This window comes from Dactylosporangium thailandense, assembly GCF_059739745.1.
In genome coordinates this window covers 11,191,646-11,202,971 of the sequence record NZ_AP029195.1, presented here as the reverse complement: position 1 = coordinate 11,202,971, position 11,326 = coordinate 11,191,646, and the positions used below count along the sequence as shown (strand labels likewise).

Sequence of the window (11,326 nt, the reverse complement as noted above, 5' to 3'; positions counted from 1 at the left end):
AATGGTCACGGGTGAGATGACGGGGCTGCGCAAGGCCGCCATCCTGCTCGTGCAGATGGGCAAGGACGAGGCCGCCAAGATCATGGCGCACCTCCGTGAGGCGGAGGTGGAGGAGCTCACCGCCGAGATCGTGCGGCTGGGCCAGGTCGAGGCGGACGTCGCCAACGTGGTGCTCGAGGAGTTCCACGACATGGCGACCGGGCACAAGTACGTGGGCCAGGGCGGCATGGACTTCGCCCGCGACCTGCTCGAGGCCTCGCTGGGCCGGGAGCGGGCCGGCGAGATCGTGGGCCGGCTCAACACCGTGTTCATGGACGTGCCGTTCGGCTTCCTCGGCCAGGCCGACCCGCGGCAGCTGCTGTCGTTCCTGCAGGACGAGCACCCGCAGACGATCGCGCTCGTCCTCGCGCACATGACCGCGACGCAGGCCTCGCAGATCCTGTCGGGCCTGGCGCCGGAGCTGCAGGCCGACGTCGCGCACCGCATCGCCGTCATGGACCGCACGTCGCCGGACATCATCCGCCAGGTCGAGTCGACGCTGGAGCGCAAGATGTCCTCGGTGCTGCAGCCCAACGACCTGTCGAACGTCGGCGGCCTGGAGCCGCTGGTCGAGATCATCAACCGGACCGACCGGGCCACCGAGCGGCTGATCCTGGAGGGCCTCGCCGGGCGCAACCCGGAGCTGGCCGAGGAGATCCGCTCGAAGATGTTCATGTTCGAGGACATCGTGTCCCTCGACGACCGCTCGATCCAGCTGGTGCTGCGGCAGGTGGAGACCAACGACCTCGCGACCGCGCTCAAGGGCGTGCGCGAGGAGGTGCGCCAGAAGGTCATGAAGAACCTCTCCGAGCGCGCCGCGGAGAACCTGGCCGACGAGATCGAGATGCTCGGCCCGGTGCGGCTGCGCCAGGTCGAGGAGTCGCAGGCCAAGATCGTCCAGGCCATCCGCACGCTCGAGGAGTCCGGCCAGATCGTGATCAGCAGGGGCGATGACGATGAGTTCGTCGGCTGACTTCGCCCCGGCCGAGATCCCGCCGGCCGGGCCCCGGGACGACTACCCGCTGGCGTTCCCGCCGCCGGAGCGCAAGCCCGCGGGCACCCCGCGGCCGGCCTTCCCGCCGCCCCCGCCCCCGCCGGTGACCCCGGCGACGCGGGCGTTCCCGCCGCCGGAGGAGCCGCCGACGGTCCGCTTCGGCGAGAGCGTCCTGCGCGACGGTCGCGCCGGCTCGGCCCCCTCGGCCCGCTTCGACGTGGACCTGCGCGAGCGCGAGACGATCCCGCCGGAGCTGCTCGCGCGGTGGCGGGGCGAGGCGGAGGCGACCGGGTACGCGGCCGGCTGGGCGCAGGGGCTGCGCGAGGCCCGCGAGGAGGCGACGCGGACCGCGGCCGTCGTCGCCCAGCAGGCGGCGCAGACCGCCGAGGCGCAGCGGCAGCGGATCGAGCGGGCCCTGCTCGGGCTCGGGCAGGCGGCCATGGCCCTGGAGGGCCGGGCGGTGCCGGCCGCGCACGACATCGAGGAGCAGATCGTGGCGACGGCGTTCGCGATCGCCGAGGCGGTGCTGACCCGGGAGCTGCGCACCGCGACCGAGCCGGGCCGGGACGCGCTGGCCCGAGCGCTCGCGCTCGCGCCCTCGGCAAGTCCGGTGACCGTACGGCTCAACCCGGCCGACTTGATGACGATTGGCGAGACGGAACTGGTCATGGACGGCCGCACGGTGACGCTCGTGGACGATCCGGGCCTGCGCTCCGGCGACGCGATCGCGCTGTGCGACGCCACGACCGTCGACGCCCGGCTGGGCCCCGCGCTCGACCGGGTCCGGGAGGTCCTGCAGCAGTGACATCCGCGCTACAACAACGGCTCCTGGCCGCCGCACAAGCCGCCCACCCGCGCGTCACCGGGCGGGTGGTGTCGATCGTCGGCCTGTCGGTCACCGTGGCCGGGGTCGAGGGCAGCGTCGGCGACCTCGTCGAGATCGGCGACCCGCAGCGCGGTGCCGTCGTGCCGGCCGAGGTCGTCTCGCTCAACGGCGACCGGCTCGCCTGCCTGCCCCTCGGCCCGCTCGCCGGCATCGGCACCGGGAGCCCGGTCAGCAGCACGGGCGCGCCGCTGCAGATCCCCGTCGGGCCCCAGCTGCGCGGGCGCATCCTCGACGGCCTCGGCCGCCCGATGGACAACGGCCCGGCGCTGGTCGGCCTCGAGCACGTCTCGGTGGAGAACGACGCCCCGATCGCGCTCGAGCGCGGGCGCGTGCTGGAGCCCCTCTCGCTCGGCGTGCGCGCGCTCGACACGCTCGTGCCGTGCGGGCGGGGGCAGCGGATGGGCATCTTCGCGGGCTCCGGCGTCGGCAAGAGCTCGCTGATGTCGATGATCACCCGCGGTACCGACGCCGAAATCTCCGTCATCGGGCTGGTCGGCGAGCGCGGGCGCGAGGTGCGCGAGTTCATCGAGAACGACCTCGGCCCCGAGGGCCTGGCCCGCTCGGTCGTGGTCATCGCCACCTCGGACCAGCCGCCGCTGGTGCGGCTGCGGGCCGGGTTCGTGGCCACGCGCATCGCCGAGTACTTCCGCGACGGCGGCCAGGACGTGCTGCTGCTCATGGACTCGCTCACCCGCACGGCCATGGCCCAGCGCGAGGTCGGGCTGTCGGCGGGCGAGCCGCCGGCCACCCGCGGGTATCCGCCGAGCGTCTTCGCGCTGCTCCCCCGGCTGCTGGAGCGGGCCGGACCGGCCCCGGTGGGCAGCATCACCGGCCTCTACACCGTGCTCGTCGAGGGCGACGACCACAACGAGCCGATCGCGGACTCGGCGCGCTCGATCCTCGACGGCCACATCACGCTCGACCGGCGCCTGGCCACGTCCGGGCACTTCCCCAGCATCGACGTGCTCGAGTCCGTCTCCCGGGTCGCGAACGCGGTGACGACCCGCGAGCAGCGGGCCGCGGCGACCGCGCTGCGCCGGATGCTGGCCGCGCACCGGGACGTGCGGGAGCTGGTGGAGATCGGGGCGTACCAGGCCGGCACCAACCCCGATGCCGACCGGGCCCGCGAGCTGTGGCCCCGCATCAACGACTTCCTCCGGCAGGACATGGAGGACACCACCCCGGCGCCCCGGGCGTGGCAGCTGCTCGACGAACTCCTGGCAGGTGGCTGATGGCCAAGAGCGGATTCCGGCTGGGCGCCGTGCTGCGCGCCCGCAAGGCCCAGGAAGACATGGCAAAAGCGGCGGTCGTACGCGCACGAGCCGACGCCGCCGACGCCGTCCAGCGCGTCCGCTCCCGCGAGCGCGACCTCGACGGCCGGGCGGTGCCCAACGCCGCGACGGCCGCGGCGTACGCGGCGACGCTGACCGCCCGCCAGGCCCTCGCCGGCGAGCTGGCCGCCGCGATCGGCCTGAGCCGGCTCGCCGACGAGACCGTCGAGGAGCGCATGCGCGAGCTCACCGACGCCGCCGTCCAGCGCCGCACGATTGAGAAGCTCCAGGAGCGCCACGACCTCACGCGCAAGCGCACCGAGGCGGCCGCGGAGGAGAAGGCGGTCGACGACCTCACGACGTCGAGCTCCTACAAGGAGGACCGGCAGTGACCGTGCTCGAGGCCCAGTCCCGCGTCGCCGAGATCCGCTCGATGCTCGGCCTGCACCGCCCCACCGCCCTGGACGCCGGCTCGTCGTTCAAGGACGCGCTGCAGTCCCAGGTGGACACCGCGTCGACGGCCGTGCCCGCGCTCGGCCGCACCACGGCGATCACCGGCAACCAGGTCGTCGAGGCGGCGCAGCGGTATGCCGGGACGCCGTACAAGTTCGGCGGCAACACCCCCGAGAGCGGCCTGGACTGCTCCGGCCTGGTCCAGCGCGCCTACGCCGACGTCGGCATCAAGCTCCCCCGCACCGCCAAGGACCAGGCCAGCTTCGGCACCGCGGTGTCCTCGCTGGCCCAGGCCCGCCCCGGCGACCTGCTCGCGTTCGGGCGCCCGGTGAACCACATCGCCATCTACGCGGGCAACGGCACCATGGTCGTGGCCCCGCACACCGGCACCGTCGTGCAGACCGAGAAGGTGACCGGCACCCCGACGGCGATCCGGCGCATCATCCCGGCCGCGAGCGCGACCACGCCCGCGATCCGCCCGGCGGCCCTCTCTTCGACGCAACTGCCGGAGTCGGTACCGTACGCCGGCCTCTTCCAGTCCTCCGGCGCCCGCTACGGCGTCTCCCCCGCCCTGCTGGCCGCGGTCGCGAAGGTGGAGTCGGGCTACAACCCGAGCGCCGTGAGCCGCGCGGGCGCGCAGGGCCTGATGCAGATCATGCCCGGCACCGCGCGCGGCCTGGGCGTGAACGCGCTGGACCCGGCCCAGGCCGTGGACGGCGCGGCCCGGCTGCTGTCGTCGCATCTCAAGCAGTTCGGCAGCGTGGACCTGGCGCTGGCCGCGTACAACGCGGGCGGGAGCGCGGTGAGCAAGTACGGCGGCATTCCGCCCTTCGCCGAGACCCAGGCCTACGTCCCGAAGGTGAAGGCGGCCCTGGCCCAGCTGTCGGCCCGCGCGATCGGCCCCCTGACGGAGTCGACGACGCTCACCCCGTCGACGCTGGCCGCCCTGTCGCTGGGCGCCGGCGCGTCGCCGTCCCTCGCTTCCCTGATGTCCGCGGAGTCCACTTCGGACGGAGGTCTCCTGGCATGATTCCCGCCGCTTCGGCCACGACGAAGACCACGGACACGGGGCTGCCGTCGTTCCTGGGTGGACCGTCCACACTGGACGAGACCTTCGCGGCCGCGCTGGAGGCCGCCAAGACCGCCGAGGCTCTGGTGGTGCGCCCACGGTTCACCCGCGACCAGCTCCGCTCGGCGGTGGCTCCCGCGGTGGACCCGGCCTTGGTGAACCTCCCGCCGAACGCCATGGCGCGCACGGCACCCGACCAGGACCAGAACCAGCCGCCCCTTGCGGTCCCGGACATCACCGCGGCCCAGGAGGCGGCGGTCCTGGACGCGGCCATGCGCATCGCCGGGGTCCTGGTGGTCGCCCGGCAGCCGCAGCCCGAGATCTCCCGCAGCACACCCCTGCCCGGTGCGGTCCCGGTCCCGGCTTCGACTCCGGCTCCGCCGCCGACCGCAGTCCCGGTCGTCACGACAGCGCCGAACGCTCCGGCCGCCGTCCGCGCCGCCCTCGCGGCGGATCTGGAGTCCAAGCTGGCGGCGGCGGCCATGGGCACGCGGCCGACCACGATCGTCACCGCGCCGGTGGTCGTGCTCCCGGCCACGCCCGAAGTCGCCCTCCCCGCCCAACCGGCCGTGTCCCGCCCGCCCGCGACTCCTGTTGCGGCCGCGCCTTTGCCCGCGACCGCGACTCCTCCTGCGGCCGCGACTCTTCCCACGACCGCTTTGCCCACACCCGCTTTGCCCACGACCGCTTTGCCCACGACCGCGAACGCGACCCAGACGTCGACCCCGGCTGCGACTCCGCCTGCGACGCTGACTGCGCCCGCGCTGCCGACCGCGACCTCGGCCCCGCCGCCGGCCGCCTCTTCTGGTCCGAGCGCTGGTTCAGCCCCCACCACGGCCGCGCCATCCGTCTCGACCCCGACCGCAGTCGCCTCGACTCCGGCCAAGGCGAGCTGGGTCGTCACGGCCCGGTCCCCCGAGCCGGGCGTCGTGGTGGGCGAGGCCGTCCTGCGCGACGGCAACGGGCTCGTGGCCGCCGAGGTCATCGCCACCACGGCACAGGCCGCCGCGGCACAGGCCACGACGGCACAGGCCACGACCGCACAGGCCACCACGGCACAGGCCACCGCGGCCCCAGCCACTCAGTCGCGGCCCGGGATCCCCACGGCAACTGGCCCGCTCGACCCCGCCCCGCTTCCGAATACGGCCCCCATCATCGCGGGGGCACCCGCACCCTCTGCTGCCATCCCGGTTCCCGTCGCGGCCGCCCCGGTCACCACCGCAGCCCCGGCCGCCACGTCTCCCCCAGCCGCCGCGTCTCCCCCAGTCACCACCTCTGCCCCGGCCGCTTCCGCCCCGGTTGCTTCCGCGCCGGCCGCTTCTGCTCCGGCCGCTTCTGCTCCGGTCGCTTCTGCCCCGGTCGCCGATGCCGGTTTTGTGCCCACCGGTTTTGCGCCCACCGGCAACCAGCCCGCGCCGATCGCGACGACCGGCACCACGCAACATCCGAACCCCGGCCTCAGCCCCATGACGCCGGGCACTCCCGCCGCGCCACCCGCGAACACCACGTTGCCGGCGCCCGACCCGGGCTTCAGCTGGGTGAACGGGATCGTCACCACCGCGGCCGCGCCCAGGACCGAGAGCCCCGCGAAGCCGGATGACGGCGCGCCGGCCGCGGACACGGGCACCGCCGGCCTCGTACCCAGCCTCGGCGCGACCGGCCTGGCCGTCCCCGCCGGTGTCAGCGTCGGCGGCGGCGGGGTCGGGCACGGCATGAGCGGCGGCACCGGCGGGAGCGGTTCGCAGACGGCCGGCAACGGCCGCGCGGTCACCGGGGTCGCGGCGGGCGGCAACACGTTCGCGGCGGTCATCGGGGGCGTCGGCGGCACCGCCGTGGACGGCAGTGGGCTGCTCGGGGGCCAGGCCGCGTGGTCGAGCGTCGCGCCGCAGCTCGTGAGTGTGCTCTCGCCGCTGCGCAAGGGGCCCGACGGGGTGCACCGGATGACGGTACGGCTCGACCCCGAGGAGCTCGGCCCCGTGAGCATCGTCGCCGAGGTGCGCGACGGGTCGATCTCGGTGCACCTGCGCGCCGATCGCGAGACCGGCCAGGCCGCGCTGCAGGCGGCGCTCCCCCAGCTGCGGCAGGACCTCAGCTCGGCCGGGTTCGCCCAGTGCGCACTCGAACTGAACCAGCAATCCTCCTTCGCGGGCAACGAGTCGCAACATTTCTCAGGTCGGCACCCGGAGGGACGATCTCAACAACGAGCGCCCGAACGCGTCGAAACGGGCGCGGAGCCCACACCGGCCGAGCCCATGGACGGACTCGACGTCCGCCTCTGAACCGGCCCGAACGCCGGCCGGCAGGCCGACAGGTCAGCAGCAAGACGGACCCGCCCGCACCGCGGCCCGGCCACCACCGGCCCCGCCGCGACCGAGCAACACCAGCGCACCACCGCGACCCGAGCAACACCAGCGGCACCGCACCAGCACCACCGCGACCCAGCAGCACCCGCCGCACCGCGGGCCGAGCAACACCAGCACCACCGCGACCCAGCAGCACCCGCCGCACCGCGGGCCGAGCAACACCAGCACCACCGCGACCCAGCAGGACGGGCCGCGCACCGGACCGAACAAGGGAGTGCGCCATCACCGCCCCGACGCCGGTCAGTGGCAGCGTCGCCGACTACGTGCCGAAGACGTACGCACCGACCAAGCAGACCGATGCCACGACCACGAAGCAGGACCCGGACAAGCCCGCGAAACCGGGCGGCGATCTGGGCAAGGACGCGTTCCTGAAGCTGCTCGTGGCCCAGCTGAAGTATCAGGACCCGAGCAAGCCGATGGACAACTCCGAGTTCCTGGCGCAGACCGCGCAGTTCACGACGGTCGAGAAGCTCGAGGACCTCGCCACGGCCGAGCAGAGCATGCTCAACGCGCAGCTCCAGCTCGGGGCGAGCAACCTGATCGGCAAGACGGTCACGTACGCGGACAAGGACGGCCACCCGATCACCGGCGTCGTGTCGTCGGCCAAGTTCTTCACCGGCGGCCCTCCCACCCTGCGCGTGGGCAACACGGACATCGCCCTGGCGAGCGTGACCGAGGTGTCGGACGGCCAGACCCCGCCGGCGACCCAAAACGCGCAACCCGCACAGCCAAACGCGCAGGACACACAGCCAGGCGCACAGGACACGCCACCAGCCGCGCAGAACACGCCCGTGCAGAACGGCCAGCCCGCGCAGCCCGGCGCGCAGCAACAGCAACAGCAACACCAGCAGCAACCAGCGGGGACGAACCCGTCAGTGCCGGCCCGACCCGCGCCCGGCCAGCCCGCGTCCTGAAAGGAAACCACCCCACATGCTCCGCTCACTCTTCTCCGGCATCAGCGGCCTGCGCGCGCACCAGCAGATGCTGGACGTGACCAGCAACAACATCGCCAACGTGAACACGGTGGGGTACAAGTCCGCGCAAACGGTCTTCGCCGACACGCTGAGCCAGATGATGCGCTCCGCCGGCGCCCCGCAGCCGGAGATCGGCGGCACGAACCCGGCCCAGGTCGGCCTGGGCGTGCGCCTGGCGGCGATCAACACCACGTTCGTGCAGGGCTCCGCGCAGACGACCGGCCGGGCCACCGACGTGATGATCTCCGGTGACGGCTTCTTCGTCGTGAACTCGGTGAACGAGCAGCTCTACACGCGGGCCGGCGCGTTCAACTTCGACGCCGAGGGCAAGCTGGTCACCCCGACCGGCGCCGCGGTGCAGGGCTGGCCCGCGGTCAACGGCGTGGTCAACAGCAACGCCCCGCTCGGCGACATCCGCCTGCCGATGGGCACGCTCATCGCGCCGACGGCCACCGACACCGTGGTCATCGCGGGCAACCTGCCGGCGAACGCGCCCGATCCCTCGACGATCACCCGGTCCATCAAGACGTACGACGTCACGGGCAACACGGTCAACCTGACCCAGACCTTCGACTTCACGGGCGGGGCGTGGTCGGTCACGTTGTCCGACGGTACGAACAGCGTCGGCCCGACCGCGCTGACCTTCGGATCCAACGGGCAGGTCACCGGGCCCACGTTCACCGACAAGAACGGCGCCACCAAGGTCGGCATCATGTACGACCCGCTGGCCTCGGGCTCGGGCATCGGCGTGGACCTGGCGGGCCTGACGGAGTACACCGGCAACACCACGGTGCAGCCGCTCTCCCAGAACGGCGCGCCGGCCGCGACGCTGCAGTCGTTCAGCATCAACCCCGACGGCCAGCTCGTGGGCGTGTTCTCCAACGGCAACAAGCAGACCATCGCCCAGCTGGCGCTCGCGAACTTCAACAATCCGCCCGGCCTGGAGAAGACCGGCGACTCGCTGTACCGCTTCACCGTCAACTCCGGCCTGGCGCAGGTGGGTGCCCCGGGCACCAGCGGCCTCGGCACGCTGCAGAGCGGCGCCGTGGAGATGTCCAACGTCGACCTGGCTCAGGAGTTCACCAACCTGATCGTCGCCCAGCGCGGTTTCCAGGCCAACTCCAAGGTCATCAGCACGTCGGACGACGTGCTCCAGGAGCTGGTGAACCTCAAGCGGTAAGTCCTAGGAGGGCGCCGTGATTCTGCTGACCCGACTCAACGGCCCGGTGTTCGCGCTCAACCCCGACCTGGTCGAGCGGGCCGACTGCACCCCGGACACCGTGATCACGCTCGTCGACGGCACCAAGTACCTCGTCGCCGAGTCGCTGCCCGAACTCGTGGCGCTCGTGCGGCAGTACCGTGCCTCGGTCGTCGTCGAGGCGCAGCACCTGGTCGGGCAGACGCCGGACGAGCGCGCCGAGGCCGCCGCCGAGCGGGTCAAAGAGACCAACGTCGTCCGTCTGCACCGTCGGGAGCGCTAGGCATCATGGATCCGGCAACCCTCGCAGGAATCGTCCTCGCCTTCGTCGCGATCTTCGCCGCGATGATCCTCGAGGGCGGCAGTCCCGGCTCGATCTTCCTGGTCGCGCCGCTGGTGCTGGTGTTCGTCGGCACCCTCGGCGCGGCCATGGCCGGCGGCATGCTCAAGGACACCATCGGCCTCGTCGACTCGTTCAAGCGGGTGCTGCTGAGCAAGTCCGCGGTGTACGACTCCCTCGTCGAGGACATCGTCAAGCTGGCCGAGAAGGCACGGCGGGAGGGTCTGCTGGCCCTCGAGGACGCGATGAAGGAGGTGCAGGACCCCTTCCTGAAGAAGGGCCTGCAGCTCGCGATCGACGGCACCGACTCCGAGGAGCTCGCCGCGATCCTGGAGGCCGAGGTCGACGCGAAGAAGAAGGCCGACAAGCAGGCCGCGGCGATCTTCACGGCCATGGGCGGGTACGCGCCGACGATCGGCATCATCGGTACCGTCATCGGCCTCATCCACGTGCTGGAGAACCTCAGCCAGCCCGACAAGCTGGGCCACCTGATCGCGGGCGCGTTCGTGGCCACCCTGTGGGGCGTGCTGTCCGCGAACGTCATGTGGCTGCCGATGGGCGCCAAGATGAAACGCCTGTCCGAGATCGAGTGCGGGCAGATGGAGCTGGTCATCGCCGGCATCATCAACATCCAGGCGGGTGCCAACCCGCGTCTGGTCGCGCAGAAGCTGCGCAGCCTCCTGCCTCCGGGCGCCTCCAAGGAGAAGGAGAAGGCCGCGTAACCGGCCCACACCGACTCGGCAACCGTCCGGCACTCCGGTGTCGGGCGATCGGCCCGATGTAATCCCCGACGGCGTTACAACGACCTGAAGGGGGGCCGCCGCACATGAGTGGTGGTGGACACGCGGCGAAGGCCGGCGCGCACGCCAAGCACAAGAAGGGCGGCCACGAGGAGGAGGAGCACGAGAACCACGAGCGGTGGCTGGTGTCCTACGCCGACATGATGACCCTGCTCATGGTGCTGTTCATCGTGCTGTTCGCGATCTCCCAGGTCGACCAGAAGAAGTTCGCCGAGCTCAAGAACGGCCTCGCCGTCGGCTTCGGCAACCCCTCCGTCGCCTTCAACGGCGGCGAGGCCAGCCTCATGGAGTCCTCCGACTCCAACAGCCCGATGGACCTCTCCTCCGGCATCGGCGGCACCACCTCCGACGCCACCGCCATCCAAGACGCCGTACAGGCCAAGGAACGCTCCGACGCCTCCAAGCGCCAGGCCGCCGCCGCGGCCGAAATCCAGAGCTACGAGAAAATCAAAGCCGAGATCACCGCGGAACTGACCAAACAAGGCCTCCAGGACCAGGTCAAATACTCCGTCGACGAACGCGGCCTCGTCGTCACCATCGTCACCACCGGCATCGTCTTCAACGGCAACGAAGCCAACCTCCTCACCGCCGGCAAACAGATCATCGACAGCGTCGGCCCCGCCATCGCCGCCCTGCCCAACAAGATCGAAGTCGACGGGCACACCAACCAGCTCTCCGGCGGCACCGGCACCTACCCCTCCGGCTGGGAACTGTCCTCCGCCCGCGCCTCCGCCGTCGTGCGCATGCTCCACACCGACGCCGGCATCGCCGACAACCGCCTCCTCGCAACCGGCTACGCCGACACCAAACCCCTCTACCCCACCACCGACCCACGCGCCGAAACCCTCAACCGCCGCGTCGAGGTCATCGTCCTGTCCAACCTACCGGCCGACACCCGGGCGCTGCTGCCCTCGGCTTCAACCACCACCAGCTGACGAA

General features: G+C 72.2%; 11 protein-coding genes. All 11 read left to right on the top strand.

The genetic code is table 11. The annotated features are described in order from the left end of the window. Position 1: 1 nt before the first annotated feature. The 11 genes from fliG to AC6JBM_RS50200 all read left to right on the top strand — a co-directional run bounded on the left by fliG (position 2) and on the right by AC6JBM_RS50200 (position 11,322). Complete coding sequence (gene fliG, locus AC6JBM_RS50250) at positions 2 to 1,012, top strand: flagellar motor switch protein FliG (protein ID WP_350626681.1); 1,011 nt, start codon at positions 2 to 4, stop codon at positions 1,010 to 1,012. After that, positions 996 to 1,838: a FliH/SctL family protein gene (locus AC6JBM_RS50245; RefSeq protein ID WP_497980606.1), complete on the top strand. Its 843-nt coding sequence runs from the start codon at positions 996 to 998 to the stop codon at positions 1,836 to 1,838. The genes fliG and AC6JBM_RS50245 overlap by 17 nt, the downstream gene beginning before the upstream one ends. Next, entirely contained in the window at positions 1,835 to 3,151 is a 1,317-nt protein-coding gene (locus AC6JBM_RS50240) for a FliI/YscN family ATPase (RefSeq protein WP_497980605.1), read from the top strand. The genes AC6JBM_RS50245 and AC6JBM_RS50240 overlap by 4 nt, the downstream gene beginning before the upstream one ends. Continuing rightward, entirely contained in the window at positions 3,151 to 3,582 is a 432-nt protein-coding gene (locus AC6JBM_RS50235; protein WP_350626676.1) for a flagellar FliJ family protein, read from the top strand. The genes AC6JBM_RS50240 and AC6JBM_RS50235 overlap by 1 nt, the downstream gene beginning before the upstream one ends. After that, positions 3,579 to 4,673: a transglycosylase SLT domain-containing protein gene (locus AC6JBM_RS50230; RefSeq protein WP_497980604.1), complete on the top strand. Its 1,095-nt coding sequence runs from the start codon at positions 3,579 to 3,581 to the stop codon at positions 4,671 to 4,673. Before AC6JBM_RS50235 ends, AC6JBM_RS50230 begins: the two co-directional genes overlap by 4 nt. Then, on the top strand, positions 4,670 to 6,991 hold the full coding sequence (locus tag AC6JBM_RS50225; RefSeq protein WP_497980603.1) for a flagellar hook-length control protein FliK: 2,322 nt from the start codon (positions 4,670 to 4,672) through the stop codon (positions 6,989 to 6,991). Before AC6JBM_RS50230 ends, AC6JBM_RS50225 begins: the two co-directional genes overlap by 4 nt. A 347-nt stretch (positions 6,992 to 7,338) precedes the next feature. Then, positions 7,339 to 7,989: a flagellar hook capping FlgD N-terminal domain-containing protein gene (locus AC6JBM_RS50220; RefSeq protein WP_497980602.1), complete on the top strand. Its 651-nt coding sequence runs from the start codon at positions 7,339 to 7,341 to the stop codon at positions 7,987 to 7,989. Positions 7,990 to 8,005: 16 nt separating this feature from the next. After that, on the top strand, positions 8,006 to 9,229 hold the full coding sequence (locus AC6JBM_RS50215) for a flagellar hook protein FlgE (protein ID WP_497980601.1): 1,224 nt from the start codon (positions 8,006 to 8,008) through the stop codon (positions 9,227 to 9,229). A 16-nt stretch (positions 9,230 to 9,245) separates the two neighbouring features. Next, complete coding sequence (locus tag AC6JBM_RS50210; protein WP_350626666.1) at positions 9,246 to 9,530, top strand: flagellar FlbD family protein; 285 nt, start codon at positions 9,246 to 9,248, stop codon at positions 9,528 to 9,530. Between the two features lie 5 nt (positions 9,531 to 9,535). Beyond that, on the top strand, positions 9,536 to 10,309 hold the full coding sequence (locus AC6JBM_RS50205; RefSeq protein ID WP_497980600.1) for a flagellar motor protein: 774 nt from the start codon (positions 9,536 to 9,538) through the stop codon (positions 10,307 to 10,309). Positions 10,310 to 10,413: 104 nt separating this feature from the next. Beyond that, positions 10,414 to 11,322, top strand: coding sequence for an OmpA/MotB family protein (locus tag AC6JBM_RS50200; protein WP_497980599.1), 909 nt, complete (start codon positions 10,414 to 10,416; stop codon positions 11,320 to 11,322). The last annotated feature ends 4 nt before the right edge of the window (positions 11,323 to 11,326 follow it).

What these genes read in the sequence shown, in the direction of transcription:
- AC6JBM_RS50215 (WP_497980601.1), top strand. Translation starts at nt 8,006, where the DNA reads ATGCTCCGCTCACTCTTCTCCGGCATCAGCGGCCTGCGCGCGCACCAG.
- AC6JBM_RS50225 (WP_497980603.1), top strand. Translation starts at nt 4,670, where the DNA reads ATGATTCCCGCCGCTTCGGCCACGACGAAGACCACGGACACGGGGCTG.
- AC6JBM_RS50205 (WP_497980600.1), top strand. Translation starts at nt 9,536, where the DNA reads ATGGATCCGGCAACCCTCGCAGGAATCGTCCTCGCCTTCGTCGCGATC.
- AC6JBM_RS50235 (WP_350626676.1), top strand. Translation starts at nt 3,151, where the DNA reads ATGGCCAAGAGCGGATTCCGGCTGGGCGCCGTGCTGCGCGCCCGCAAG.
- AC6JBM_RS50200 (WP_497980599.1), top strand. Translation starts at nt 10,414, where the DNA reads ATGAGTGGTGGTGGACACGCGGCGAAGGCCGGCGCGCACGCCAAGCAC.
- AC6JBM_RS50245 (WP_497980606.1), top strand. Translation starts at nt 996, where the DNA reads ATGAGTTCGTCGGCTGACTTCGCCCCGGCCGAGATCCCGCCGGCCGGG.
- fliG (WP_350626681.1), top strand. Translation starts at nt 2, where the DNA reads ATGGTCACGGGTGAGATGACGGGGCTGCGCAAGGCCGCCATCCTGCTC.